30 protein-coding genes, 1 tRNA gene and 4 pseudogenes are annotated in these 26380 nt (G+C 51.6%); 20 read left to right on the forward strand and 15 right to left on the reverse strand.

The window, feature by feature from the left end:
• Positions 1-312: pseudogene (locus U8U68_RS22220) on the forward strand (hypothetical protein); the annotation flags it as partial.
• Positions 313-354: 42 nt separating this feature from the next.
• Positions 355-549: pseudogene (locus tag U8U68_RS22225) on the forward strand (transposase); the annotation flags it as partial.
• A gap of 605 nt (positions 550-1154) precedes the next feature.
• Here U8U68_RS22225 and U8U68_RS14145 read toward each other — a convergent pair.
• The 4 genes and pseudogenes from U8U68_RS14145 to U8U68_RS14160 form a co-directional block, all read right to left on the reverse strand.
• Positions 1155-1325 carry a cysteine-rich KTR domain-containing protein gene (locus U8U68_RS14145; protein ID WP_322201871.1) on the reverse strand — a complete coding sequence of 57 codons (171 nt, stop codon included), beginning with the start codon at positions 1323-1325 and terminating at the stop codon, positions 1155-1157.
• Positions 1326-1341: 16 nt separating this feature from the next.
• Positions 1342-1764, reverse strand: coding sequence for a DUF2000 domain-containing protein (locus U8U68_RS14150; protein WP_322201875.1), 423 nt, complete (start codon positions 1762-1764; stop codon positions 1342-1344).
• Positions 1754-2666, reverse strand: a pseudogene (locus tag U8U68_RS14155) (DMT family transporter). Before U8U68_RS14155 ends, U8U68_RS14150 begins: the two are co-directional and overlap by 11 nt.
• Positions 2659-3489, reverse strand: a complete 831-nt coding sequence (locus tag U8U68_RS14160; RefSeq protein ID WP_322201877.1) for a helix-turn-helix domain-containing protein — start codon at positions 3487-3489, stop codon at positions 2659-2661. The pseudogene U8U68_RS14155 and the gene U8U68_RS14160 overlap by 8 nt, the downstream one beginning before the upstream one ends.
• A gap of 84 nt (positions 3490-3573) precedes the next feature.
• Between U8U68_RS14160 and U8U68_RS14165 the strand changes: the two genes are divergently transcribed.
• The 4 genes from U8U68_RS14165 to U8U68_RS14180 all read left to right on the forward strand — a co-directional run bounded on the left by U8U68_RS14165 (position 3574) and on the right by U8U68_RS14180 (position 7168).
• Complete coding sequence (locus tag U8U68_RS14165; protein WP_322201879.1) at positions 3574-3756, forward strand: hypothetical protein; 183 nt, start codon at positions 3574-3576, stop codon at positions 3754-3756.
• A gap of 971 nt (positions 3757-4727) precedes the next feature.
• Positions 4728-4964 carry a hypothetical protein gene (locus U8U68_RS22660; protein WP_437124436.1) on the forward strand — a complete coding sequence of 79 codons (237 nt, stop codon included), beginning with the start codon at positions 4728-4730 and terminating at the stop codon, positions 4962-4964.
• A gap of 759 nt (positions 4965-5723) precedes the next feature.
• Positions 5724-6350, forward strand: coding sequence for a TetR/AcrR family transcriptional regulator (locus U8U68_RS14175; protein WP_322201881.1), 627 nt, complete (start codon positions 5724-5726; stop codon positions 6348-6350).
• Between the two features lie 11 nt (positions 6351-6361).
• Positions 6362-7168 carry an alpha/beta fold hydrolase gene (locus U8U68_RS14180; protein ID WP_322201883.1) on the forward strand — a complete coding sequence of 269 codons (807 nt, stop codon included), beginning with the start codon at positions 6362-6364 and terminating at the stop codon, positions 7166-7168.
• A 227-nt stretch (positions 7169-7395) separates the two neighbouring features.
• Here U8U68_RS14180 and U8U68_RS14185 read toward each other — a convergent pair whose 3' ends face one another.
• Together U8U68_RS14185 and U8U68_RS14190 are read right to left on the reverse strand one after the other, a co-directional pair.
• Positions 7396-8148 carry a DNA cytosine methyltransferase gene (locus U8U68_RS14185; RefSeq protein ID WP_322201885.1) on the reverse strand — a complete coding sequence of 251 codons (753 nt, stop codon included), beginning with the start codon at positions 8146-8148 and terminating at the stop codon, positions 7396-7398.
• 74 nt (positions 8149-8222) lie between these two features.
• A pseudogene (locus U8U68_RS14190) lies at positions 8223-8450 on the reverse strand (DNA cytosine methyltransferase); the annotation flags it as partial.
• Between U8U68_RS14190 and U8U68_RS14195 the strand changes: the two are divergent.
• The 3 genes from U8U68_RS14195 (at position 8389) to U8U68_RS14205 (ending at position 10019) form a co-directional block, all read left to right on the forward strand.
• Positions 8389-8994, forward strand: coding sequence for a DUF4368 domain-containing protein (locus U8U68_RS14195; RefSeq protein ID WP_367575832.1), 606 nt, complete (start codon positions 8389-8391; stop codon positions 8992-8994). The pseudogene U8U68_RS14190 and the gene U8U68_RS14195 sit on opposite strands and share 62 nt — an antisense overlap.
• 152 nt (positions 8995-9146) lie before the next feature.
• Positions 9147-9220 (forward strand) — tRNA-Gly (locus tag U8U68_RS14200).
• Between the two features lie 325 nt (positions 9221-9545).
• Positions 9546-10019, forward strand: coding sequence for a hypothetical protein (locus U8U68_RS14205; RefSeq protein WP_322201887.1), 474 nt, complete (start codon positions 9546-9548; stop codon positions 10017-10019).
• A gap of 483 nt (positions 10020-10502) precedes the next feature.
• On the opposite strand, the gene U8U68_RS14210 is transcribed toward U8U68_RS14205, so the two are convergent.
• Together U8U68_RS14210 and U8U68_RS14215 are read right to left on the reverse strand one after the other, a co-directional pair.
• On the reverse strand, positions 10503-11243 hold the full coding sequence (locus U8U68_RS14210; protein ID WP_322201889.1) for an alpha/beta hydrolase family protein: 741 nt from the start codon (positions 11241-11243) through the stop codon (positions 10503-10505).
• Between the two features lie 179 nt (positions 11244-11422).
• On the reverse strand, positions 11423-12301 hold the full coding sequence (locus U8U68_RS14215; protein WP_322201891.1) for a LysR family transcriptional regulator: 879 nt from the start codon (positions 12299-12301) through the stop codon (positions 11423-11425).
• A 225-nt stretch (positions 12302-12526) separates the two neighbouring features.
• Between U8U68_RS14215 and U8U68_RS14220 the strand changes: the two genes are divergently transcribed.
• From U8U68_RS14220 to U8U68_RS14260, 9 genes are all read left to right on the forward strand, one after another.
• Positions 12527-12757: a hypothetical protein gene (locus U8U68_RS14220; protein ID WP_322201893.1), complete on the forward strand. Its 231-nt coding sequence runs from the start codon at positions 12527-12529 to the stop codon at positions 12755-12757.
• Positions 12758-12778: 21 nt separating this feature from the next.
• The gene (locus U8U68_RS14225) at positions 12779-13633 is read left to right on the forward strand and encodes a DUF3737 family protein (RefSeq protein ID WP_322201894.1); all 855 of its coding nucleotides are present in this window, start codon (positions 12779-12781) and stop codon (positions 13631-13633) included.
• A complete protein-coding gene (locus U8U68_RS14230; protein ID WP_322201896.1) occupies positions 13593-14444 on the forward strand; it encodes a hypothetical protein in 852 nt (283 codons plus the stop codon). The genes U8U68_RS14225 and U8U68_RS14230 overlap by 41 nt, the downstream gene beginning before the upstream one ends.
• Positions 14441-15178: an ABC transporter ATP-binding protein gene (locus U8U68_RS14235; RefSeq protein ID WP_322201898.1), complete on the forward strand. Its 738-nt coding sequence runs from the start codon at positions 14441-14443 to the stop codon at positions 15176-15178. The genes U8U68_RS14230 and U8U68_RS14235 overlap by 4 nt, the downstream gene beginning before the upstream one ends.
• Positions 15172-17526, forward strand: coding sequence for an ABC transporter permease (locus U8U68_RS14240; protein WP_322201900.1), 2355 nt, complete (start codon positions 15172-15174; stop codon positions 17524-17526). The genes U8U68_RS14235 and U8U68_RS14240 overlap by 7 nt, the downstream gene beginning before the upstream one ends.
• A 22-nt stretch (positions 17527-17548) precedes the next feature.
• Positions 17549-18544 carry a cyclophilin-like fold protein gene (locus U8U68_RS14245; RefSeq protein ID WP_322201902.1) on the forward strand — a complete coding sequence of 332 codons (996 nt, stop codon included), beginning with the start codon at positions 17549-17551 and terminating at the stop codon, positions 18542-18544.
• Positions 18545-18713: 169 nt separating this feature from the next.
• Positions 18714-18899 carry a hypothetical protein gene (locus tag U8U68_RS14250; RefSeq protein WP_322201904.1) on the forward strand — a complete coding sequence of 62 codons (186 nt, stop codon included), beginning with the start codon at positions 18714-18716 and terminating at the stop codon, positions 18897-18899.
• A 31-nt stretch (positions 18900-18930) separates the two neighbouring features.
• Positions 18931-19188, forward strand: coding sequence for a hypothetical protein (locus U8U68_RS14255; protein ID WP_322201906.1), 258 nt, complete (start codon positions 18931-18933; stop codon positions 19186-19188).
• An 8-nt stretch (positions 19189-19196) separates the two neighbouring features.
• Positions 19197-19631: a methyltransferase domain-containing protein gene (locus tag U8U68_RS14260; protein ID WP_322201908.1), complete on the forward strand. Its 435-nt coding sequence runs from the start codon at positions 19197-19199 to the stop codon at positions 19629-19631.
• Positions 19632-20224: 593 nt separating this feature from the next.
• On the opposite strand, the gene U8U68_RS14265 is transcribed toward U8U68_RS14260, so the two are convergent.
• Positions 20225-20710, reverse strand: coding sequence for a sporulation initiation factor Spo0A C-terminal domain-containing protein (locus U8U68_RS14265; RefSeq protein WP_322201910.1), 486 nt, complete (start codon positions 20708-20710; stop codon positions 20225-20227).
• Positions 20711-21079: 369 nt separating this feature from the next.
• On the opposite strand from U8U68_RS14265, the gene U8U68_RS14270 reads away from it, so the two are divergent.
• Positions 21080-21568: an RNA polymerase sigma factor gene (locus U8U68_RS14270; RefSeq protein WP_322201912.1), complete on the forward strand. Its 489-nt coding sequence runs from the start codon at positions 21080-21082 to the stop codon at positions 21566-21568.
• Between the two features lie 15 nt (positions 21569-21583).
• Complete coding sequence (locus U8U68_RS14275; protein WP_322201915.1) at positions 21584-22339, forward strand: zf-HC2 domain-containing protein; 756 nt, start codon at positions 21584-21586, stop codon at positions 22337-22339.
• Positions 22340-22776: 437 nt separating this feature from the next.
• On the opposite strand, the gene U8U68_RS14280 is transcribed toward U8U68_RS14275, so the two are convergent.
• From U8U68_RS14280 to U8U68_RS14305, 6 genes are all read right to left on the reverse strand, one after another.
• Positions 22777-23601 (reverse strand): NYN domain-containing protein, encoded by an 825-nt coding sequence (locus tag U8U68_RS14280; protein ID WP_322202007.1) that lies wholly within the window; start codon positions 23599-23601, stop codon positions 22777-22779.
• A gap of 12 nt (positions 23602-23613) precedes the next feature.
• A complete protein-coding gene (locus U8U68_RS14285) occupies positions 23614-24177 on the reverse strand; it encodes an HD domain-containing protein (protein WP_437124437.1) in 564 nt (187 codons plus the stop codon).
• Positions 24178-24404: 227 nt separating this feature from the next.
• A complete protein-coding gene (locus tag U8U68_RS14290) occupies positions 24405-25115 on the reverse strand; it encodes a hypothetical protein (protein ID WP_322201919.1) in 711 nt (236 codons plus the stop codon).
• Between the two features lie 9 nt (positions 25116-25124).
• Complete coding sequence (locus U8U68_RS14295; protein WP_322201921.1) at positions 25125-25703, reverse strand: cyclase family protein; 579 nt, start codon at positions 25701-25703, stop codon at positions 25125-25127.
• Entirely contained in the window at positions 25690-25830 is a 141-nt protein-coding gene (locus tag U8U68_RS14300; protein WP_322201923.1) for a hypothetical protein, read from the reverse strand. The genes U8U68_RS14295 and U8U68_RS14300 overlap by 14 nt, the downstream gene beginning before the upstream one ends.
• Positions 25831-25853: 23 nt before the next feature.
• Entirely contained in the window at positions 25854-26351 is a 498-nt protein-coding gene (locus U8U68_RS14305; protein WP_322201925.1) for a hypothetical protein, read from the reverse strand.
• Positions 26352-26380: the final 29 nt, after the last annotated feature.

The raw sequence follows: 26380 nt of genomic DNA on the forward strand, positions 1-26380 counted from the left end.
GCCGCTGCGGCGGACTCCGCCTATGACTTCCCCCTGGCACACCGAGCGCTGGAAGAACTGGGCATCGACTTCTTTGTCGTGCCACAGCCCGCCCATGACCGCACGAAAGCTGAACTGAAGCGGGATGCATTCACCTATAACGAACAGCGGGACGTATACTTGTGTCCTAACGGGAAAGAACTGCGGCGCAAGCGGCTGTATCGAAGTGGCAGCGGGCTGTTCTGGGAATACTGGGCGGAAAAGAAAGACTGCGGCAGCTGTCCTTTGCGGCAGAAATGTTTGAATGAGACGGACAAGGCCGGCGCCAGATAGCTCCAGGACAGTTATTTCAAGACTGTTGTTCAAAAACATTTCTCCAGGCGATGGGAGCCGGATTACCGGGAGGCGCTGAAGCAGCGGCAGATCTGGTGTGAGGGTACTTTTGCCGCACAGAAATGGGGACACAACCTGACGCGTCTCCTGCGGCGAGGTTTAGAGGCAGCGGAGGACCACTGTCTCCTTTCCGCCGCGGCCTTGAACCTCAAAAGAATGATTAAATTCTCAGTGTGATGCCGAAAGGCATCTTTTTTCTTGCTTGAAATCTCCCGCGTCTCTATATTTCAGGCACTTTGTCAACAGCTCCAGCCTGAGACAAAGTCGGATACTGCCCTGCGCTTTCATTGCATCCATTTTCATTTTAGAGGTTATCGTAAGATCATATCCCGTTCAGCCGCTCATTCAGTTTGTAACCGGCATTTGGGCTGCAAAAAAAGCCGGCACATCAATGTGTATCGACCAATACAAAAGGATAGACTTATCCCTTGCGGTTTTGGTTTCACAATGATGTAACCGGCTTTGAGATTCAAAGTCGAAACTGTCTGTTACGCCTATCTGTTGCTGACAGTTCAAAGCAGTTTCAAAAGCGGCGGTATTTCCTTTTCGCATACCGCAGACGTGTACGGTGCAAAGCCATACTCGCAAATTCTGTGAAGATATGTAATTGGTTTGTGGTTCTCTTAAAAGAGTATTTTATTATACTGAATGAAATAAGCGTTTGATAATACTTTCCAAAAAGTTTTTTGAATAATTTTTTCAGAAGGTGGGCATACTATATAGTTTAGGCATAAGAAAGAGGCAACGAACGGTTCATCCAACTCGTTTATTGGCTCTGCGTATTATGTGTTTTCCTTTCTGATGACGGTTACTTGGAATTTTTTTGCTTCTATCAATGTTTCTTGTTTATACTTCGGACAATAGAGAGGGGCGTTCTTCAAAATAGTCTCCTCTTCAATCCTATCACGGGTTCTAGCTCCGCAAACAGGACAACGTACCCATTCAGTTCTCATAAACCATTTCTCCTCTTTATCTTAACAAAGGCATATTTCCTGTCAACTTGTTAATCTGCTTTTTATTGCCGCAAATTGCGATGCCAATATAATTCAATTTAACCTCTGAGGTGTTCGCCATTTTACCGATGAACTCATCGTAAGTTTTACACCCTTTTGCCAAATCAGAAAAATCAACAACCGTAAGTTCTGCAAATTGCGGCTCAAACAGTTTTGTTCTGAGGTTTTTAAGTACCTCCGTATTTCCCTTTAATATTGGTACGGGAAACTGTATAATTCCCATGTGGGAATTACCCTCTAAATCAAGCACATCATTTCCAACAACATCGGGCATTTTCATTCCCATAGTAATGCCGAGGATAGCAGCGGTATTAGCGATAATCCCAAGCGGTAAATTTTCGTCAACTACAATGATACATTTTTCATTCTCAACATTCATTCTGTTTTCCTCTATTCTTAAAAATTAATTTACTTTCCGAAAGAAACAAGCCAATTAAGGTAAGCCCTATTCCTATCGCAGCCATCCATGTGATTTCTTCCTTTAACACAATAACGGATGTGACAACAGTAATAACAGGAACTATATAGATATATACGCTTGTCTTAACAGCTCCAAGCACCTTGACGGCATAATTCCAAGTAACAAAGCAAAGGGCTGACGCACCCAGACCTAAATAGATAAGGTTTAGAGCATACTCTGGTTTTACAAACTTCTGCATATCTAATTTGAAATCAAAAATAAAAAGGCACGGGAGCATGAAAAGTATTCCGTATGTAAATATCCGCCTTGTCGTTTGGATGGTACTATATCTATAGCTGCCGATTTTTCGTGTCAGTAGGGAATAAACTGCCCATACGAATGCCGCAACAATTGACAGAATATCACCGACAGGATTCAGCTTCCATTTTGAGCCGCTAAAACTGATAAGACATATTCCTGCCATAGCAACAATAAAACCAACAAAGAATTGTGCTTTTAGTTTTTCTTCTGTACTTAGAAACACATGAGATAAAACGGCGGTAAAAAATGGAGCGACAGAAATAATAACACCAACATTAGAAGCCATCGTATGGGTTAAAGGCTATGTTTTCAAGCAGGTAGTATAAGCATATCCCGCATAGCCCCGCCGCAGCGAATGTAAGCTCCTGTTTTTTATCCTTTATTCTCAATCGTTTCGGATAAACAGCTATCAGCACAAGTAATCCAAGCAGAAATCTGAAAAATAGTATTTCTATCGGTGTGAAATCTGCAAGCAGTATTTTGGTGGATATGAAAGTCGTTCCCCATATCACAATTGTAATCAGAGCCGTGATATGCCCTGCGGTAGCTTTTTTATCCATGATTCTTGCCGCCCTCCTTGAAAATGCGTCCGTATGCGGCAGGCGACAGTCCGATAAACATATTAAAAAAATTTGAAAAGTGGCTTTGGTCTGAAAAGCCTGTCTGTATAGCGGCGTCAACCGAGGATACGCCTTTCTCCAACAGTTCTTTTGCCTTGCCTATCCGTATTGTTTGAAGATACCTATATGGCGTAACTCCCTTTGACTTGGTAAACGCACGGAGCAATGTTGATTTGCTAAGACCACTGCATTTGCAGAGGTTTTCCAATGTAATATGCTCTGCGAAATATTCTGCCATAAATACGCAAGTCTTTTCTATTTCTTCGCTGCACTCTGGAATACAGTTCTCAAAGGGTTGTCCGTATTGCTCTATAAGTAATGTAATGAGGAGCAGAAGCATTTCTTCTTTTTCAAACTCTTCCCCGCCGTCCATAATCATTTGATGTAAAGAACGAAGATAAAGATTCAGCTCATCATTCTTAATGACATTTTCAGAAAACCCAAGCATTATCCTTTGCCCTGTTATTTCCTCTGTTAATGAAAGCATCGTTTCTTTTGGAATATTCAACCCTCTGTAATCAAGCGTTCCGCCGTCACATTGCACGCAACTGTGGTTATCGTTTGGATTGAATAAAAGTATGTTCCCCTGACCTATCGTATATTCTTTATTTTTGCAGGATAAACAGCGTGTCCCTGCTTCCATAAAACCAATCACATAGTAATCGTGAAAGTGGTTCGGGAATGGCTGTACGATTCCTTGAAAACGATATGCTTCAAGGTGTAAATCGTCATCATAGCAGACTGTCCGTATTTCTTTTTGCATGGTATCACCTCCTAGCACCCTATATTATACTCAAAATGTTTGTTGATTTCTTGTAAGATATCTTCATTTTCCAAAAACATGGCTGTGATGAAAAGAACAGGAAAAGGAATAAAGCCCCTTGCCCGTTCTTTTCATCACAATATAAATATTGAATGCTTACTTATTGTTTTTATTAATTTTCTTTACGCATATAAAGATTATAATAGCAGTAGCGATAAGAAAGCCTGCAAAAAAGCCAAGGGATTTGCTGCCCAAGACCAAAAATGAAAATGTCCAATAAAGTATACCGCAAAAAATATCATATAGACCGCAATAGAGTACATAATCCAACTTAAAACCTGCTGCTGCTTTTGTTCTCTAATAAGTATATTCTGCTGCTGTTTTTCCAGCATTTCTGTTTTTACTGATAAGTCATCTATTTCTTTTGAATTTTTTGATTAGAATTTCATCAACCGCATCGGTGTATCTGTTGTTCTCAATCTGTTTGTTTCGTAGATCATTTAAGCTGTTGATGATAATTCGCCGTTCATTTTCATCAATTACTATGCAATATTCTTTATATCACACATTTCTCGGCATCCTTTGACCAAAGTGTAGCAAAGGATTTTTCATTTTGCGAATGTGCTATTCTCTTTTTGGTATAAAGAAAGTCAGCATAAGAAGCAGAAACGCTTCTTACGCTGGCTTTTACCTTTGCTATCGTCCATAAGCTGTATTCCAATAATGTTTTTAAGGCAATACCGCAGAAATCTAAGTACCGTATTGGGCAGTCAGATTTTTCGTCAGCGTGTACAGATTGAGCGCCGTCCATCTCACCATTGACCAGCGAAAGCTGTGCGCTATCACGGAAAATCTGCAAGCAAGACGGTGTTTAGAATTGTGCGGTGTTGCCTTAAATTATCTCCTTATGTGGTGACAACCTTTGCGGTTTTTCTTTTGGCGTTTTTTGTCGGAATGTGCCGCAGGGCTGTTTCCGCTCTTGGCTGTCGTTCGCCGCCTATCCAATCTGATTTTTACATTTTCAAAAATTCAGGTTGGAGGAAATAAGGAATGGCATACAACAACGGACGGGGAACAAGAAATGGCTTATCTAGAAAGAAGCAGAGGAAAAAATATTGAGGGAACACAGAGTTGACAAAACCACCATTGAACAAATTCGCACAGACGACAGGGCAGACTTCAATTCCAACAGGAGGTTTTACTAGTGGGCAAGCGACTTCGGCGAATACCTTGAGGAAATGGCGGACAGGGAACAGAATACCGAGCTAAAGACGGCTGCTAATTTACTGGACGAGATTGAGGATGAAATTCTATATTGGACATTTCTTGCGGTGGACAGGCGTACCCTGCAACTCATCCTGCTAAAAATGCGGGACTATTCCACAAAAGAAATTGCCCCGCTTGTTGGATTGACAACAGGGGCTATCTATGCACGGTTAGATCATCTGCGGAGAAAGCTGCGAAAGATTTTATAAGCGTCTAATATTTCCCGCTTTTCTATGGACTATTGGGTAAGGGATAAAATTTCCCCGCCCAATTTTGAAAACGGATGTATAAAAAGTTTGTCCACAGAGAATACTAAAAGTTTTGCCAAATTTCTTGACATGGACATGGGTACAGCCGCTATGATATTCTAAAATACCCGTGTGGGAATTGGAAGATTGAAAATGAAATAACCTATAGATGCTGCACTTCCGCAGTCTGATGAATGACTACCACCTCAAGGACCTGTCCAGCAAAGTCAAGTCGGCGCTTCATGCCAAGAAGAAACGCTCATGTACGGTAAAGAAGCAAGCAACCGAAAACAACGGATAGACCACCAGCACCACACTATTGCGAACAAAAAACCAAAGACCAAAAGACAAGCATTGTGGAAATGTGCATAACAGGTTATGGAATCATGGATAGCTCTATTCACAACACATGGAAAAGCTAAAATGCAGCTTTCCCACGTCCTGCAAACAAAGTTACCCACAATTCCATAAGACAGCCAGTTATACACATTTCCGCAAATGCCGACCACAGCGTAATCCCTCTACTCCTACTTTTCATTTGGTCTACATAGTTTTGTTGACGGGGAGGCTAAAGGAAAACTTACCATGAAGAACTAAAAGGAATGTTGAAATTTCATTGACAAATAGGCTAAAATCGAGTATAGTAATTCCGGTGACCACATGGTCACTAAAATTAAAGACACAAAGTGACCGCATGGTCATTGAAGAGAGGAGATTATAGTGCCAACATCTTCATTTTTGGGACTGGATACTGAAAAACAGCAAAATGTTTTTATGGCAGGAGTTTCTGAATTTGCCGAGTATGGTTATGAAAACAGTTCTACCAATCGAATTGTAAAAAAAGCTGGTATCAGTAAAGGAAGTTTATTCAAATATTTTCCGACAAAAGAGGATTTCTATTTTTATATTCTTGACGAAATCACTGCGGAGCTCAATTCCAGCTTAGAAGAAAAAATGAATACCCTTTCCGCTGATTTATTTCAACGGATAGTAGAGTATTCTGTTTTGGAGTTTTCATGGTATATTTTGTACCCCGAAAAATCCAAAATGATTGTCAAGGCATTCACCAAAAACGACACCGACATTTATATGAAAACCGCATTAAAATATGGCAATAGAGAACAAGAGATCTATTATTGGTTTTTACAGGGTATTGATACAACTCAATTTCGGTGGGGCAGACATAAAACGCTTGATGTGGTGAAGTGGTTTCTTAAAGGTTTTAATGATGATTTTTTGACAAAAATACAAAAACAAGCCTATGCGGACTTTGAAATGATAGAAAAAGAATATGTAAAAGATTTATCAGAATATATAGAAATTCTAAAGGTGGGAATCGTAAAATAAGGAAGGTTGTTATGCTTTATAATGCTCATAATAGAAGTGTCTGTGTTAGAAATTCTGAAATGGATTATGTATCTTTTGGAAATGGAAATAAAAATCTTATTATGCTGCCCGGTTTGGGAGATGGACTGTCTACAGTAAAGGGAATGGCTTTTGTTTTTTCAATAATGTATAGGATATATGCCAAAGAATTTACCGTGTATGTTTTCAGCCGGAAAAATTATATGCAAGAGGGATATTCTACAAGGGAAATGGCCAAAGATCATGCAGAAGCTATGACCGTTCTTGGGATTTCAAAAGCAGATGTTTTAGGCATATCCCAAGGTGGTATGATAGCGCAGTATCTTGCCATTGATTATCCGGATTTGGTCAATAAGCTCATTTTGGCGGTAACAAGCGCAAACTCTAATGAAATAATTAAAAGAGTAGTTGGTGCCTGGATTGAAATGGCAAAGCAAGGAAATTATAAGGATTTAATGATAGATACATCGGAAAAATCCTATTCAGAGAAATACTTGAAAAAGTATCGTCGAATTTATCCGTTCATTGGAAAAATAGGAAAACCTAAAAGTTTTAAGCGTTTTCTCATACAGGCAGCTTCCTGTATCAGCCACAATGCTTATGAGGAATTAAGTAACATAGTATGCCCTACATTAGTGATTGGCGGGGATTGCGATAAAATTGTTGGAACAACTGCGGCCTCTGCAATCGCTGAAAAAATTAGTCATAGCGAATTGTTTATTTATAATGGTCTTGGACATGCGACGTATGAAGAGGCCAAAGATTTTAATGAACGGATTTTGAATTTTCTAACGAGATAAGGAAAGTCCAGTAACAATAAATACAGTTTTACATTGGTGTTGACAACCTTGCTTGTAGATAATCAAGGGACAATAGCATATGGAGAACCTGTGTCCCACCGTGGGCTTATGGTGGCGGTGGTGTTGGCGCACGAACTCGTTCGCCTCCCGCAGGGGCGCGGGTCGCCGACCGAGCCGACAGGCGAGACCGGGGACCCGCGACAGCCTATCACTCACCGCCCACGGCGTCACGGATGCCCTGCATGATCCACGCAGGGGACGGTGATGGAGTTGCCGAGCATCTGGTAACGCTTTGTGTCGCTGATGGTCCTGCCGCCCGGGTAGCCCTGCAAACGCTCCGCCTCGGTGGGGGTGAGCCTCCTCACGCAAAGCCCGGTGCGGACGGGGTTCTGGTAGTTCAGCGAGTAGCCGCCGGAGGCCGCCTTTGCCAGCAGTGTGCCGCTGACCCCATCCGTCTCCCGGAGGTTGCGGCAGTCCACGGCGACGGCCTCCGGCCCGTCAGCACCCTCCACCACGGCCACGCCGCCCTGATTGCAGCAGGGGTTCCCGCCGTTCAGGTCCAGCGTCCGGGATGTGTCCGCCTCATAGAAGCCGCTTTTGGGATTGTCCGAGAGCATCCCGCCGGAATGGTAGGCGCCGATCACACGGGCTTTCATCACGGCGCTCTGCTGGCCCGCCAGAAGGGTGGGGGCGGTCTCCTCCTGGAAACCGATACTCCCAAACTGGCTGCCGGCCTTGTGCTTGAAGCCCGCGCTCACCACGCAGAAGTCCAGCTCGTTCCCCTGTCCGCCAGGGCGGGAAAGACCCGCGCCGGAGGCACAGAACGTCCCGGCGATCTGGGGGTGGGTCACGATGGGCTGCTCCTGCTCTGTGTCACCGGGCCGGACAACATAGGGCTGTTTACTGGCACAGTTGAGCGTGGGCGGCAGCTCCCGCAAAATTTCCGCATGGCTCTGGCCGCTTGAAGCGCACAGCACCACATTGGAACTTCGGTCTCTGTGAACGCTTCCAGCACAGCCTTAAAGTCACGCCTGGAAGAACTTGACAAGGCTCCGGAGACATTTTCCCAGAGCGCGAATTTCGGGTATTCTTCATTTGTTGCCTCCTGCATCTCTCTGATGATCCTGATGGCCTCCAGAAAGAGGCCGCTCTGCTCCCCGGCAAGGCCGAGCCGCTTGCCTGATGCCACGCTCAGGTCCTGGCAGGGGGAGCCAAAGGTGATGATGTCGCCAAAGTGTTCCATGTCCGGGAAGTGCTTCTTCGTCACGGAGACGCACTCCATCCGCCGTGTAGTGCTGAAAGAAATCGTACTGCGGAACCTGCGGGAAGCGATCTCCTATGTGACACAGTATGAGGACGACTTTATCCAGCGGGCGGTAGAGCAGAGCCTGCGGGCGCGTGATAAGGCGCTGGCACAGTCTGAAAAGCGCATCGTGGAGTTGGATGTGATCTTCAAGAGGATTTACGAGGATAACATTTCCGGCAAGCTGTCCCGTGGCTATGAACAGGAGCAGTTAAAGGCCATCGTGGAAACCCTGGAACGGGAAGTGAAACAGCAGGAGCAGAAGAAAGCCAACGTCAGGAAGTTCATTTCTGCGGTGAATAAGTACACGGACATGACCCAGCTTGACGCCACCATCCTGCGTGAGTTCGTAGAACAGATCAGGGTGTCTGACACCTACACGAGCGACGAACAGCAGAAGCGGGTGAAAATCCGGGAAATTGAGATCGTCTATAACTTCATGGGTGCGTTTGATTTTGAGGAAGCGCGGGAGCAATCCCAAACGGCCCAAGACAAAAATAATGCGAAAGTCGGCGCAGCTTGATGCTACGCCGGCCCTCGCTTAAAATGTTTTCTTACGTTATCGCCCCATTCTGGAGCCGCCCTTTTTTGTAATAGAAACCGGTTATGGAAAAAATTTCGAAACAGAGCTTGACATTCTTTCGGAAATGCAATATAATAAAAAAGTAATACGATGCGGGCGTAGTTCAATGGCAGAACATCAGCTTCCCAAGCTGAATACGAGGGTTCGATTCCCTTCGCCCGCTCCATCAAGAGGCGACAAAAAAGATATTCGCCCCAAAAAAGGCCCGGAACTCCGGGCTTTTTTGCTGCCCGAAAGCCTGGATTTGAAAAGTCAAAAACGTAGATGAAAATTTGGTGTGTTGGCTTTCCAGCAGGAAGTGAACCCTCACAACAACAGACTAAAGAAAAACGAGAGGGCCAGCGGAGATGATTTGCTGGCCTTTTTCCGCAAAAGACGGTAGTCTTTTGCTTGCATAAGGGCGATAGCCCGTTGCATACATAGCCGGTCGCTGGAGAGCAATCTCCAAAACAAGCGACCGACTTTTTTTATTTCAGGAAGGAGATGAACCTATGATAACCCTAAAAATCTGGCATGGCCCCATGAGGACTACGCTGACCCTCCCCCTGGGCGAAGCGGAGATGCAGAAAGCGCTCGTCCAGGCGTTCCGCACCGCGCCATTCAAAGTCGTGGCAGACGATGTATCCCCAAAGGAACTGGCCCTGCTGAATGGAAAAGAAATCGATCTGGACGAACTGAACTTCCTCGCCAAAAGCCTGGATCGGTTTACCCCATATGAGCAAGAGCAGTTTCTGGCAGCGGTGCAGGTGGAGCAGCCATCAGACCTCAAAGCCCTCATCAACCTCGCCTTTAATATGGAAAGGTACACGCTGGTACAAAATGTCAACGACCTGGCCGCTGTGGGCAGGAAATATCTGCTCAATAAGCTGGGCGTTCTGCCCGCTTCCCAAATTGACAACCTCGATTTCGAGCAGGCAGGCCATGACCTGCTAACCAGCGGGGATGAGACTCCTACCACCTATTAAAGCTTTCACCATTGCAATGACTCTTAGCAAGGCAAAAGCCAAAATGAAAAATCCCTCCGGCCCCCGAAACTGGGATACGGAAGGTTTTCTTTTTACGGACTATGTTCCAAAATATCTGGCAAACTCCTCCATGCGTTTCTCCACTTCACATGGAAGGGGCATCCACTCTCACAGTGCCCGCACTTCACGCAGTCACTGGCGCACAGGGGCAGCTTCTCATAGTGGCCCTCGTCAGCTCGTCCCCGGCTAAGGCCAGGTCATAATATTTGTTGATAAGCCCCGCTCTTTGGACAGGGCTGGCAGTGGTTGCAGTAGACGCAGACGCCCTCGGCCCTTGGGCCGCGGGCTGCCGTTCAGAATCAAACTCCTCATGAATAATCCCTCCCTGGTATGGCATAAAGCCATTTTATCACCAGAGAGGGAATCAATCAAATACCTATGCACTATACCATGGTATACTCAAAAGGCATATATCTGTTTTCCCTACTGTATGCTCTTTTTTACAAAATCCAACGACAACTGGATTGCCCTCTCCTCGTCCACGCCGGAAAACCCATGCCCCGCGCCCTCGATCTCCATCAGCTCCGCCGAAGGGAACACCTCCACCGCCCGGCGGGAGTACTCGATGGGCACCAGCTGGTCGGCGGTGCCGTGGATAAGCAATACCGGGCCAGGGTAATTTTTTATCACATCATAGATGTCAAAGGACATGGCGTCCTCGGCATAGATACGCCCCAGCAGCAGGCCCATGATCTCCTCTGTTTCTGGCAGTTCCCGGCCCTCCATGCGCTTTCTCGCGTCGTCCTGCAAAACGTAAGCTGGGAAGATTGCTACCAGCCCCCGCACCCTCTCCGGCTGAGTGCCCGCAATATAAGACGCTACAAAACCGCCTTGGCTCTGCCCGGCAAGGAAGATGTTTTGGCTGTCGATCTGCTCCATAGCCGCCAGGCCCTCCAGCACCACCGCCATGTCCGCCGCTTCGGTGAGCACTGACATCTCCGTGGTTTTGCCATCACTCTGGATATCATTGCCCCCGCCGATGAAATCAAAAATGTAGGCGGCAACGCCGTTCTGGGCAAAGACTTCCGCATAGGGCCGGTTGTGGGCGCAATGCCCGCCGAAGCCGTGGGCCATAATGACTGCCGGGAACGGCCCCTCGCCCGCTGGCAGATACAATTCACCATAGATCTTCTTGCCGCCACGCTCAAAAGTCATAATTTCCATTTTGCACTCTCCTTCGGTTTGTGCTTTTTCTGGCTCGGTTGATTCGATCATTCCAGGCGCTTCCATGGAGGAAACAGGAGCTTGGCTAGACTCTGGCTGTGATTCGGACGGGGGCTTTTGCGCGGCACAACCGCCCAGACTAATTAGGCAAAACGTTGCCAGCACAGCAAAGACTCGCCTCATTCCTCCAACCCCCGCAGCTTCACCAAAAACTTCTCCGCCGCCTTCGTAAACACCTGATACTTCTTCCACAGCACAAACATGGGCGACTCGTTTTGCTTGGACAGCGGCCGGAAACACAGCTTGCTGTCCCCGCTGGTGTTGACGATCTTGTCAAAGGACAGCGCATAGCCCATGCCCTCCTCCACCATCAGCGAGCCGTTATAGAGCAGGTTGAAGGTGCCCACCACGTTCAGCTTCTTCTGGTCGCGGCCCAGCCACTCTTTCGTATCCTGGTCGCACATGGCCTGGCGGGAGAGGATGAGGGGCTTGTTCCAAAGCTCTTTAGGGTCGATGCTCTCTTTCTCCGCCAGGGGGTCGTCCCGGCGCATCAGCACGCCGTAATGCTCCGGACAAGGTATCTGGATAGATTCATATTTCGATGTATCAAACTCCCCGAACACCACCCCGAAGTCGATCAGCCCGCCGTCCAGCTGTTCGATCACGGAGCACTTGTCTCCGCTGACCACATGGAGGTGCACATCCGGCCATTCTTCCCGCAAAGCCTGCACCGCCCGCACCAGCACCCGCAAGCCGTCCGTCTCCCCGGCCCCCACGGTGATGTCTCCGGAAACCGGCTCCTCCGCCAGGGCAATCTCATCCTCGGCCTTTTTCACCAGTTCCATAATCTCCTCGGCTCGCTTGCGTAAGATCATGCCCTCTTCCGTGAGGGTGATGCTCCTGCTTCCCCGGATAAAAAGCTGCTTGCCCAGTTCCTCCTCCATGTCCCGGATCTGCCGGGACAAAGTGGGCTGGGAAAGGTTCAGGGACTCCGCCGCCCGCAGGATGTTCTGCTCCCGGGTAACGGCTAAAAAGTATTGCAGAACCCGCAATTCCATGGAATTTTCCTCCTTTAAACTGATTCATAAGAGTTTTCCCGAACTTTTTGGAGAAAAGCGAACCGTTTCGCAGTTCGGGAAAAAACTTGGAATACATACCCGGTGTGTATTTTATCATAGCAAAAAGTGGTATAGCTGTCAAGCATACCATGGTATAGCATCAAAGTATTTGTTTTTCCGGTTTCAGCGGGTTATAATAGGCCCATCAAACAAGGGGGTGGCAAAATGGGAACCTACCAGACGAAAGAAGCCATCGAGCAGAACCTGCGGGACGCTGGCTGTGAGGAGGGCTGTATCCGGGAATTCATGCAAGACTTGGAGCAGGACAGGATGCAGGCTGGGCTGCGGCTTTTGAACCAGCACCGCCGGTCGCTGCTGGACGCCATACACCGGGAGCAGAAACGAATTGACTGCCTGGACTATCTGCTCTATCAAATCAGGAAGAACAATATTTGATTCAGAAAGGAAGAACCTGCCATGAAAGAAATCATTGAAAACAAAACTTTTGATATGGAACGCGCCCTTTACAATTCTGACGGCCTGCTGCTGAAAAACTGCCGCTTTGACGGCCCTGCTGACGGGGAAAGCGCTCTGAAGGAGAGCCGCAATGTGGAGCTGGAGAACTGCTTCTTTAACCTGCGATACCCTTTCTGGCATGATGACAATGTGAAGATCACCGATGCTGAAATGACCGAAATGTGCCGCGCCGCTATCTGGTACTCCCGGAACATGGAGATTGCCCACTCGAAGCTCCACGGCATCAAGGCTCTGCGGGAGTGCGCGAACATCAAAATGCGGGGGTGCGACGTGATTTCCCCAGAATTTGGCTGGTCTGTCCACGGCATGGAGATGCTGGACACCACCGTGCAGGGTGAGTATTTTATGATGCGTTCCGATGATCTGCACTTTGACAACGTGACCCTCAAAGGCAAATACTCCTTCCAGTACATCGAAAACTCGGAGTTCGACAACTGCAATTTTGACACCAAAGACGCTTTCTGGCACGCCAAGAATATCACTGTGCGCAACAGCACCGTCAAGGGCGAGTACCTGGCCTGGTACAGTGAAAATATCACGTTTATCAACTGCAAAATCATCGGCACCCAGCCCCTTTGTTACTGCAAGGGCCTCAAGCTCATCGACTGCGAGATGATCGACACTGACCTAAGCTTTGAAAAGTCCCAAGTGGAGGCCACCCTGACCGCGCCTATCGTCAGCATCAAGAACCCGCTGTCCGGACACATCCATGCGCCGGGGGTGGGCGAGATCATTCGGGATGATGAGAACTCCCATGGGGAGATCATCGTGCAGTGCCAATGCCATTGCGCCTGATATGGGTTACCTGTTTCGCGGTGTTTTGATCGGCCTGCTGTTCGGCGTACCCGCCGGGGCCGTGGGGGCCATGACCGCCCAGCGGGCGTACAGTTTCGGCCTGTGGGCGGGGCTGCTGACCGGGCTGGGCTCTTCGGTGGCGGACTGTCTGTATGCTTGTGTGGGGGCCTTTGGGCTGTCCCTCATTTCAGATTTCCTGTTGGCTCATCAGACTATTATCAATCTGCTGGGCGGGGAGGTTATTAACGTCTACGGCGCAAGCGAATCCCTGGCTCTGGGGGTGGACGATGGCAGCGGGATGCTCCTCTTCGACGACCTGAACGTGGTGGAGGCAGTGGACGGCGAAATGTACCTGACCAGCCTCTACAACTTCGCCCAGCCGCTTATTCGCTATAGGATTTCCGATTCCCTAACCTTAACTGAACCAACAAAAGATAGTCCTTTTACCCGCGCCGCCGGGCTCCTGGGCCGCTGTGAGGATATGCTCTGGTTTGAAGATGGCTTCGGCCACCGGGATTTCCTCCACCCTCTCGCCATTGAGGGCTTTTGCGTGGAGGGCCTGCGGGATTACCAGTTCCGGCAGACCGGCAGGGACAGCTTTGTTATGATTGCGGAGAAAACCTCTCAGGGGCGGGAAAGCGTGATTCAGGCGGAAATCACCGCGCAAATGCGGGAAATTCTGGAAGAAAAAGGGCTGGGTTATGTGCGGTTCCAAGTGACGTTTGTGGAGGAGATTCTCCCTGACCCGCGCACCGGCAAGAAACAGCTTATCATGAAAAATGACGCAGAAAGGTGGCGGGCAGCAGGATGAAGGATACGATTCTCAGGGGCAAGAGCCTGACAAAAAATTTTGGCGGCACTTCGGTTTTGCAAGGAATCGACGTGGACATTTACGCCGGAGATTTCACCGTAATCATGGGCAGTTCCGGCACTGGAAAATCTACCCTGCTGTACGGTTTAAGCGGTATGGACAGCCTGAGCGGCGGCGAAGTGTTCTTCAGGAATCAGCCCATTACCGGTCTGAGCGAGAAGAAGATGGCGGAGCTGCGGGCCAAGGAGTTCGGCTTCGTGTTCCAGCAGACCCACCTGGTAAGCAATCTGACCCTCTTTGAGAATGTGGCGGTTGCCGGGTACGCAGGAAAATCTGCTGATGTAAACACCCGCACCCATGCCCTGCTGGAGCAGATGCACGTTGGGGACGCGGAAAGCCGCCTGCCCAACCAGGTCTCCGGCGGCGAGGCTCAGCGGGCCGCCATAGCCCGGGCTATGATAAACAGCCCCAGCCTGCTCTTTGCCGACGAGCCCACCGGGGCGCTGAACAAGGCGAACAGCCAGGAGGTCATGAACCAGCTGACCGAATTGAACGCCCAGGGACAGAGCGTCCTCATGGTCACCCACGGCCTGCGGGCGGCGCTGCGCGGGAACCGACTGCTCTATTTGGAGGATGGGAAAATCTTGGACGAATTAGTGCTTCCCCGCTACCGCACAGAAGAAAAAGGACGCGAAAACCAAGTCAGCAGTTGGCTTACGGAGTTGGGGTGGTAAGCATAGAGAAACAGATTCTGATACGTGCCGGGCTGAAACGCCACCAGGGTACACTTTGGGGTATATTCCTGCTGATAGCATTGATTGCCGCCGTCACCGGCACGGTGCTGACCCTGTGGGCCAATGCCGCTGCCCATGAGGAAGCCGGATTGACCCAGGCGGGCTTTGGTGAATTGACCGCCTGGATATCCGGCGGGGCAGATACGGAAAGCCTGGCGGCAGAGATAACCGCTCTGGACGAGATAGACAGAGTGGAAACCCAGCGGTTAGTATTCACGAATTACACCGCCCTGGGGCAGGAGTCTGACAGCGAGGGGCAGCTCATCCTCTATGAGCCGGAACGTGAACGCTACCGCTTTTTCACCGATGATCTGTCCGGCTACCAGCCAGTGCCCGCAGATATCCGGCCTGGAGAAGTATACGTTTCCCCCTCGCTGGTGTCCATGTTCGGGCTGGGTATCGGAGATGAGGTCACCTTCCCCATCGCCCGCTCCGGGCGGGATATGGTTCTGAAGGTAGCAGGCTTTTTTGAAGCCCCGGTGATGGGAAGCAGCATGATCGGCATGAAGGGCTTTCTCGTCTGTGAGAGCGACTATCAGGCTGCGCTGGATACCATCGCAAGTTCGGGCATTGATGCGCTGGCCCGCCAGGGCGCCATGCTCCACATTTTCCCCTGGGATGATCTGCCCACCGCCCAGCTGAACGCCATTTTGAATGAGCGCACCGGCCTTGCGAATTTTGTGGAGTTCACTCACAGCCGGGAAGCAATCTCCGGTTTCATGCTGGTGCTGCAAAACGCCTTTTCCGCGCTGTTTCTGGCCTTTGCCGCCGTGCTGCTTATGGCGGTATTGGCGGTGGCAGGGCACAGTATTTCTACCGCCATACGCGCTGAGTACAAGAACATGGGCATCCTCAAAACGGTTGGACTTACCACCACAGACCTACGCCTAGTACTGCTGGCGCAATACGGCGCGGCAATTTTGGCGGGATTGGCGCTGGGTTTGATTCTGACGGTCCCCATCAGTTCTGCCGTCAGCGGGGCGATTGTGACTACCACCGGCTTGAAGATACCTGCTGCTCTCCCCGGAGGCTGGCTGGCGGTCAGCTTTGGCGGGATCCTGCTCCTGCTGGGCGGGTTCCTCTACTGGCGGGCCGGGAAGATCGGCAAAGTCAGCCCCATGAGGGCGATTCGTGGGGAAATGGAAACATCAGACTCAAGCGGAAAGCCAGCCGTGCAAATTACTGAAAAAACCCTCCCCTTGAGGCTGGCCCTCCGGCAGCTTTTGACCGGACGCAAAATGTATCTGGGTGCGCTGGCTGTGGCGGCCCTGCTCTCCTTTTTCGCCGCCATGATTGGCCGCATGGACGCCTGGCTCGGCCCGGACGGCAAGGGCATGATGGACGCTTTCAACCCCGCCGACCACGACCTGGGGGTGCAGATGTTCAGCGAATCCACCATAGACAGCGCCGAGGAGATCGTGCGGCAGTTCAGCGGTATCACCGACACCTACCTGCTGGCTATGCCCAGCGTCAGCGTGAACGGCGTGGACTACACCGCCAATGCCATCTCGGAGCCGGAGCGCTTTCATATTTTGGAGGGCCGCGCCTGCACGGGCGGTAACGAAATCGTTCTGACCGAGTTTGTGGCAAGTGACCTGGGTGTGGGTATTGGCGATACAGTTACCGTCCGGGGCGACAAATCGAGCGGAGAGTACACCGTCAGCGGCATCTATTCCTGTGCTAACGATATGGGAGCCAATGTGGGGATAAGCCAGGCGGGCTACCTGCAAATAGGCCGGGACGACCCGCGCATCTGGTGCTGGCACTACTTTCTCAGCGACCCCAGCCAGAAGGCCGCCATCACTCAAGCGCTGGAGGTGCGGTTCGGCGGGGACGTCCATGTCCATGAGAATACCTGGCCGGGGCTGTTCGGCATTATCGCGGCTATGCGGGCGCTGGTGGCGGCGATGTACATTACCACAGCGGTGTTTATTCTTGTGGTCACGGCGCTGACCGGCGGGCGCGTCCTGTCGGCAGAACAGAGGGACATTGCCATCTATAAAGCCATAGGCTTTGCCGATTCTGTCCAGCGGCTGGCCTTTGCCCTACGTTTCGGGGTGACGGCGCTGATCGGCTCATTGGCAGGGACGGTACTCTCGGCGGCGCTGAGCGACCGTCTTGTCTCCGCAGTGATGAAGTTGGCGGGCATCAATAATTTTGCCTCCGGCGTAAGCTTTGGCGGCACCCTGCTGCCGGTTCTGGCCGTGACCCTGCTGTTCGCCGGGTTTGCATGGCTGGCGGCGGGGAAAATCAAGCGTGTGGCCATAACAAGCCTGATAAACGAATAATTTATTGGAAAGGAAAATCAACATGAAAAAAGTTCTTGTCTTTATTTGCCTGACCCTCTGTGCTTTAATTGCGGCAGGGTGTTCACAAACAGGGGACACAAGCTCTGCTCCGGTTTCAACAGCGGCTCCGGATTCTTCCGTCATGGAGAGCCAGCCAGAGAGCGCCCCAGAATCTGCCCCGGAAACCGCAAGCGCCACCACGCTTACCGTCCGCTTTGGCGACCAGGGCGCTCCCTTTACCATGCACCTCTACGACAACGACACCGCCGCGGCCATCGCCCGGCACGTGGGTACTGCCGACTGGCGGCTGCCCATCTACCACTACGATGACTTTGAAAACAGCGAGGTCATGCAGTATTACGACATCCCCAGCCGCTATGAGATCCCCTCGAACCCCGAAAACATCACCAGCGAAAAGGCCGGGGAGGTCTACTACTCCGAGCCCAACCGCATCGTGCTGTTTTACGGCGACGCACAGGTGAGCGGGGAATATACCCCGGTAGGCTATTTTGACGCCACGGAGGATTTTGTCCGGGCGGTGGAGGAAAACCCGGTGCTGGAGGGCTGGGGGAACAAGATCGTGCAGATCGCGCCCGGTTCGGACGAGCCGGAGGTATCGCAAACATCCGTGATTACAACAGAAGAACAGGAGGAAAGCAACATGATTAACTTGCAGATTGGGGAACAGAATTTGACGGCAGAGCTGGCGGACAATTCCTCGGCGCAGGCTTTTGCCGACTTACTGGCCCGAGGGCCCATTACCATCCAGATGAGTGACTATGGCAGCTTTGAAAAAGTCGGCCCGCTGCCCACCAGCCTACCGGAGAACAACCGGCAGATCACTACCGAGCCGGGGGATATTATTTTGTATCAGGGCAACTCCATTACTGTGTACTATGACGTGAATACTTGGAATTTTACCCGGCTGGGGAGGGTGCAGGGGGTTACTCAGCAGGAGCTTAAGGACATTTTGGGCAAAGGGGATGTGGAGATCACGTTTACCCTTTCCAATTCATAACAAGATGGGATTCTTTTGCAAAAACTGTTTTACACTATTTTCGCTAATTGGTTTGTTGCTTACAGGTTGCGGGCAGTCTGCTTAACCCAACAGCAGCACGCCTACGCCAGTTGTGACCATAGCGCCGGAATCTTCACTGCCAGGCCCCGCCGCCCCGGAGGAATCTGCTGTGCCAAGCTCTGTGGAGCCCTTTTCCAGCGAAACGCCAACAGCGGATACCAACACCGTGGTCTCCGCTGCTCCTGACCACGGATATCAGCCCTGCCGGAATGTTGGCAGTTTATGCGGCGTTGGGGTGGCCGCCCACCGGCAAGGTAGCCGTGAAACTTTCCACTGGCGAACCGCCCGCCAGTAACTAACTGCGGCCCGAACTGATAAAAGATGTAGTGGATGAGGTTCCGGGCGCCATCGTGGAGTGCAACACCGCTTACGGTGGTTCCCGCACCCAGACTGCCATGCACTACCAAGTGGCAAAAGACCATGGCTTTACGGATATTGCGGACTTCCAGATTTTGGACGAGGCGGGCTCTATAACTTTTCCGGTCAGCGGCGGTTCCCGCCTTACAGAGAATTACTTCTCCCAGAGGGAGCCGCAAAGCGCCGCCACAGTCTGCACCGGGGACAGTTCGCCACAACCCAGATAGACCGTACCATGCCGGTCGATCCCCGAGAAAGCGCCTTTTTGGATATTGGCTGTGAAAAAGGTATGTGCTTAAAATGTGCGGCGGAGGTTGGCTATAAAAAGGTCGCGGGGATTGAGTTAGACAGGCATCTGCTGGATATTGCCCATCAAAACTTGGAAAAGTTGAACATTAAGGCAGATTGCTATTATGCCAGCGCCGAGAATTTTCTCAACTATGCGGACTATGATGTATTCTACTTTTATAATCCCTTTGGAGAGAAGGTATTTCAACAAGTAATCGAAAAAATCCTGATCAGCAAAGGCAGGCGGAACCGGGATATCTGGATTATTTATTACCACCCTGTTTATGGCCATCTTTTTCGTAAGGCCGGGTTTGCTCTGCACAACGAAATTTGTGACAGCACACGGGATACCACCGCCCGAATCTATCACTACCCCAAATAGTTTTCAGGCATTGCTGATAAACGATATCCAAGAACGGAATGAACGATCATAAAGAAAATAACAGCTCTTTTTCTTGTTGTATTGGCCCTGCTCCTGCTGAACGCCTGCGCCGGGGGCAGTGCGCCCAGCAGCTCCATACCCGTCCCTGACAGCACAGAACCCCGGCAGCGCGGTTTCCTCACAGCCAGCACACGGGAACCAACTGCCCCACCAGCCCCTTCAGCAACGCCAGAACCGGCGTCGGAACCTATCTCCCGGCCAAGAACCGCCCCCGGAGCCGGATAGCGGCAGCAGGGTGCTGGTGGGGTCACACGGGCTGCTGTGGAAGACCGCTTACCACAAGGAATATTCCGACCGGACCAAATATAGGTCTCCCTGCCCATCCTTGTGAAATAGGTTTTCCTCAAAAAATAAGAAATACCGCAGCCTGTCCTCCTTCACACTGGGGATTCCATAAATCAGACGATTAACCACCTGAAATTGGTCTTCCAGCACATCTATATTGGCAACGGAAAACCGGAACATTTTATGCTGGCTACAGGGCTCCGCTCCGTCCAGCCAAAATAAGTAAGAGCTGTACACTTCCTCCGCGGTCATACAGCATTCACGCTTTCTTCCAAAAATGTCTGGCTTAGGCGGGCAAGGTTGTCCAGCGGAATGGCCAGGCAGGGTCTGCCGTCTGGCATTGCCACTACAAATGGTTCAAGGGTACCGGGCAGCACACGCAGCAGGGTCGCGTCTGCCTGGTACCCTGCCCGCCGGTTGATATAACCGCCCATGGTGTATACAAAGTCCTTTGCAGATGGCTTTTCTACCACTGGGTAGCCGTAAAACTGGTCAAACAGCCGCTGGTTTTCCGGCCTGTCCCACAGCGTCTCTACCGCCCGTGCCAAAGTGCGCTGAATCGCCTGGCTATTGGTTTCTTGAGCGGATTTTAAGAGAGTCTGGCAGAACACATCGAAGGTGGGGAAATTCGGGTGCAGCACAGACGCTTCTTGAATGGCCAGACAAAGAAGCTGATACCCCTTGCTGCTTCTGCGCATAGCGAAATTGGACATAATAAATTCTTCGGCCAACATAGATCTCGTCCTTTCTACAAATTTTACCGTAGATCATTTATTATCATAAACTAAAATTTGGAAAAAAGGAGTGTTTTGACAAAAATTGACAGTTTTTGGATAAAAAAAGACAATTTGCCAGAATGTTTGAGCAGAAACACGTGGGGTGTACCGCTTATGCATTATATCCAGCGCCCCTGCCTCCCCTCTTCCCCGCCCTGAATGCCTGGCGTCCTATTGACCCCTGCTCCCAAAGGGTGTATGATCAAATAATATTCCCCCTGCTGTAACGTTTCCCTTTTTCCCCTGTCCTATAGTTGAAGCAGTTCAAAATCGGCAGGTACCGATTTTTGAATGCGCTTACTCTATAAGCAAAGGAGGCGACCCCAAATGACCAGCTTCGACCAGGTATACGCCGAATACTTTCACACTGTATACAGCTACGCCCTGCGGCTAACCCGTGACCCCGCCCTGGCTGAAGAGGTGACCCAGGAGACCTTCTTTAAGGCCCTAAAAAGCATCGACCGCTTTCGCGGCGACTGCCAGCTGCGGGTGTGGCTGTGCCAGATTGCCAAAAACACCTATTACTCTCTACTGGAAAAGCGGGACTTCTCCAGCCAAGAGCCCCCAAAGGACTGGCCCGACCCCATGAGCCTGGAAGAACGCTTTGCCGACCGAGAGACTGCCCTGGCGGTGCACAGGGTCCTGCACCAGCTGGAAGAGCCTTTTCGGGAGGTATTCTGGCTGAGGGCCCTGGGGGAGCTGCCCTTTGCCCAAATTGCCGGGCTCTTTGGCAAATCCGAGAGCTGGGCCCGGGTCACTTACCACCGGGCACGGCTAAAACTGCTGGAAAAGCTGAAGGACCAAGAATTTTTTTAAGAAAGGAGCCTTTTTATGAATTATCCCTGTGAGCTCATCCGTGATCTGCTGCCCCTTTACCACGACGGCGTGTGTTCCCCTGCCTCTACCACTGCGGTTGAAGAGCACCTGGCCGCCTGCCAGGGCTGCCAGGCTGTTCACCAGGGGCTGCTGCAAGCGGAACAGGTGGCCCCTGCCCTACCCATGGAACCCCTGGCCGACTCCCTAAAAAAAGTAAAAAAGAGGGTCAACCGCCGGGTGCTGGGGGGCTGCGCCCTGGTCCTTCTGGTGGCGGGCCTGGCCGTGGGCGTGGGCATGTGGCTGAACGTGGCCACCATTTCGGTGCCAGAGGACGCCGTGACCGCCCAGCTGATAGAAGGGGAGGACGGCCCCTGTGTTCAGGTGGTGCTGGACCAGGACTATGCCTACACCGGGCTGGGGGCCACCTCCCGCACCGCGCCCGGCCGGGAAGGGGAGGCCTATACCTTCTTCTTTGTGCGCATTACCCTATGGGACGCCTTTATCCGGAACTTCCAGGAGGAGCAGCACCCCACAGTGGACCTGAAATTTGACTTTACGCTGCCCCTTATCGATGACTTTTACGTATATCTCCCATCGGGCACGAAGGAGGAGTCGGTAGAGACCACCCGGTTCTACTTTGTGCCCGAGTACAGCCGCCTGCCCGAAAGAACGTGGAAGGGCACGGAAGCTGTGAACGGCATGGAGGGGCTGTCGCCGGAGGAGCTGGAGCGGTTCATCCAGGAAAACGCCATCCTGCTGTGGGAAAAATAACCTGGCCCCGGGAAACGCCGGTAAAAAGGGGGCACGTGGACCGGCCCCTTTCCGTGAACTAAGAATCACAAACCTGCCCACAAAACAGGGAAGAACCCAAACTCCCCCATCGCTTGATAGCAGCGCGTTCCCCTTCCACTGTTTGGAGGAACCACTGGTAAGCAAAAAGAGCCTTCCCGAGCACGGGAGGCTCTTTTTATACCTATTATCTTTGGTATCATTTTTTCCTGATAAGAACCGTCCTTCTGGGAACCTCTCTGGTAGCAGCCACTGTTTCGGGTCTACGGAAACACACGGGGTTTTTAACGGCACGTACCGGGCCCCTTTCCAGAGCCGACATCTTTTGGCAAGTGCGGTCCCAACCCCCGCGTCCTTTGAGCGGGTGGATAAAACCATTTCTCTCGCTTTACTGTTCCCTATCTACTTTTGGCCTATGCTCACTTCAGCCTCACGTACATCTGGGGCGAGCCCCCCTCTTTCCGCTGAGACTTAATTTCAAACATATCCAGCGAGTCCAAAAAGGGCGTTAGCTTGGAAAAGCCAAAGTTCCGCACGTCAAAGTCTGGGTAGCGCTTGCCCAGGATGTTCCCCACTTTGCCAATAAAAATCCAGTTGTCCTCGTCGGAATTTTCCCGTACAATGCTGCGCAGGGCCCGCCGGATGGTGCGCAGGCTGGTCTTTGGCTCCTCCCGGTCCTCCTGGTCCTTTTGGGCCTCCTCTTTCGCTTTTGTTGGTTTGGCCGAAGTCTTGCGGGTAGTCTTTTTCTGGGCCGAGGCTTTCTTTGCGGGCTCGGCCCTAACCGGTTCTTCAGGTTCCTCGTCGTCCGCGGCTGATAGGATGTCTAAATATTTAAACTTATTGCAGGCGGAAATGAAAGAATTTGGCGTCTTACTTTCACCCATGCCAATCACGGTCATGCCGCTCTCCCGCAGGCGGGCGGCCAGCCGGGTAAAGTCGCTGTCAGAAGAGACCAGACAAAAGCCCTCCACCTGGCCGGAGTAGAGGATGTCCATCGCGTCAATGATCATGGCAGAGTCTGTGGCGTTCTTGCCTGTGGTATAGCTGTACTGCTGTATGGGCAGCACGGAATTGTCCAGCAGGGCACTTTTCCAAGAGACCAGGGCGGGGTTGGTCCAGTCGCCATAAATGCGCTTATAAGTAGCCACCCCGTCCTTAGAGATCTCGTCTAAAATCAACTTGATATACCGCACCGACACGTTGTCCGCGTCGATCAAAACAGCAAAGCGGCTATCGCTAGCCATCATACTCCCCCTTTATAGGCCGATTTCTTCATGATTTTCCCGCATCCCCTGGATGCACTCTTCAATAACCTGGTCCAGCTCTGCCCCCAGGCGGGCACAGCCGTCCAGGATCAGCTGTCTATCTACCCCAGCGGCAAACTTTTTATCTTTGAACTTCTTTTTCACGCTCTTCACTTCCAGGTCCACCACAGACTTAGAGGGCCGCATAATGGCCGTGGCATTAATAAGTCCGCTGAGCTCGTCAATGGTGTACAGCACTTTTTCCATATAGAGCTGCGGCTCCACATCGCTAACCAAGCCATAGCCATGGCTGACCACCGCATGGATGAAAGCCTCGTCATACCCGGCTTTTTGCAGGATCTCCACCGCCTTCTTGCAGTGTTCGTCTGGGTACTTCTCATAATCCACGTCATGCAGCAGGCCCACGCATCCCCAATATTCCTGGCCCTCGGGGGCTTTCTCCTCTCCGGCAGCCTGGGCATAATGGCGCATAATGGCCTCTACCTGCATCCCATGGCGGACCAGGGCCTCGTTTTCGTTATATTCCCGCAAAAGAGCCAGCGCTTTCTGGCGCATAAGCATCTTCCTTTCCTTTTTGTTTATCCATGGCTTTCGCCTTGTCAGAACAACAGGGCCTTCTGGCCCCCTCTCTCACTGACCGCCCAGGACCCCTGTGTTCTTGCCGGGTCTCTTTTCCCGCCTGTCTTTTATTGCTTCGAGGCAGAGGGTAACTGGTGGGGCCAAAAAAGCCGGAGGAACAGATCTTGGAGTTTCTTTGAACAGAGGATGGGGCCCGCGCCCCATCAGTCCGCCAGCCAGTACAGGGCCCGCTCCGAAAAGCTATAGCCCAGCCTGGTCATGTCCGCGATCATCCCCTCCTCCCAGCTGGGCACATGGGCATAGGGGGCTAGACACTGCTGTAAACACCAGCTGGTCACCCCAGCCAGCAGCGCCCGCTGAGCGCCCTTCTCTTTCGGTTCCGGCCTGCTGGCCAGCAGCCCAATGCCCCCTTCTGGATACAGGCCTACCACCCCGGCCAGTTCGTTGGCGGTAGTAAAGGCGCCCAGCACAGCCCCAGCCTCCAGCCGAAGCTCCAGGTCCTCGCTGCCCACCTCTTCGCCAAAAAGCTCCCGAGCCATCTCCGCCTCGCGCCCCTCCAGGGTATGCAGCTGAAAGCCGCCCCGCACCGGCGGCGGGTCTGGGGCCAGGTAGGCGGCGGCCAGGCACTCCATCATGCTCTCATAGTGGTACATCTCTTTTAGCGCCTGGGCGCTGTCCATGTCGTGGACCACCAGCTGACGGGGTTTTTGCAGGCCCAGGCAAAGGGCCGCGCAGCTTTGGCCGCTTTCCGCCGCCAAAAAATAGGCCTGGCTGTTCCGCTCATAAATCACTGCCCCGTCCTCTCGCACCGCATACACACTGCCGGTTCCCCGGCGCAGGGCCTCGATCATATCCATGTAAAGAACGGGATTCCTGCCTAAATAGCAGTATGCCCGCTGTTCAAGCTCTCTCATGGCTTCCTCCTATTTTATATCCTCCAGAAGCAGGGGCCGTGCCGGCGAGCCATCTAGGCCAGCCATTTTTAGGGGCTGGCACACCAAAAAATATCTTCCCTCTGGCACCTGGTCCAGGACGCAGGCCTCTAAAAGCACCACTTCATGGCCCAGCAGCTCCCGGTGGATGGGCCCCGTATCGCCGCCCACCGGGCCCACGCTCATGCTCTCTACCCCCAAAAATTCCAGTCCCAGGGCTGTCATCTTTTCCGCGGCCTCCAGGGTCAGCTGGATCTCTCCAGCAATCAGCAGCCGCTTTACACCCCCTGCCAAGGCCTCTTCCACCCACAAGCCATCCAGCCCACCCTGGGCCCGGACTACTCGACAGGGACCCACGCATTTTTCTAGCTCCAGCTGGTCCATGGTCCGGCCATCTTTCATAAAATGCCGGGGTGCGTCCATATGGGTACCGTTGTGGCTTCCCAAGGTCAGCACAGTCACGTTGCAGCCGCACTGTTCCCAGGTGCAGAAAGGCCGCTTCTCCGGCACAGGATCGCCGGGGTACACGCTGGCTGAGAACAACTCTTTTGAAATATCATAAATCTTCATATCCATTCTCCTTCCCAAGGACTTTATCCCGCATCCCGAAGAAGGACCGGTCCTCCTTGCACTCTGTTTCACTGGCGGCCTGCGCAGCCTTTGTCTTTCCCCAGGCCCAGTCATCAAAATGGAGCACCCGTTTATCTCCTCTGGACTTTATCAAACTTTTTTAGGCGGACGCGAGACCAGGCATATATTGGGATAGCTGAAGTCCAGCTGGAACTGTTCATAGCTTATGCTGTTTTCGGTATAATACTTGCCGATCTCATCGGCTATGGCGATGGAATTCAGCTTGCGGCTTTTGTCCCAGTAATTGCAGCAGGGAACAATAACCACCGGGCGGGTCAAGGCACTCTCGGCCACGGGCCGGGTGGCCGCGTCGGGGTGCAGGCCTACCACAAGGTCATAGTAAGCGGCCATATCCGGCGTGTATAGGGCCTCCCGGTGGTTCACTCCTTTTAGGGTATAGTGCCGGGGGTCCACCACCTCTGCCGTGTAGTTATACTTTTTCGTCAGCAGCCGGGACAGCATTCCCTGACCGCCGGCAATATCCGCGATGTACTGAATGGACTTGCCAAAATAGTCGGAGATGAACTCCGCCAGCACAGCGAAGCGCCGCTCATCCCCATGGCAGGATACCTGCCTGCTTCTTCCCATGGTTTTCCTCCTAGCTATGCCCAGGTGCG

Origin of the sequence: Acutalibacter intestini (assembly GCF_034334985.1) — a bacterium.
Classification (GTDB): Bacteria; Bacillota; Clostridia; order Oscillospirales; family Acutalibacteraceae; genus Acutalibacter; species Acutalibacter intestini.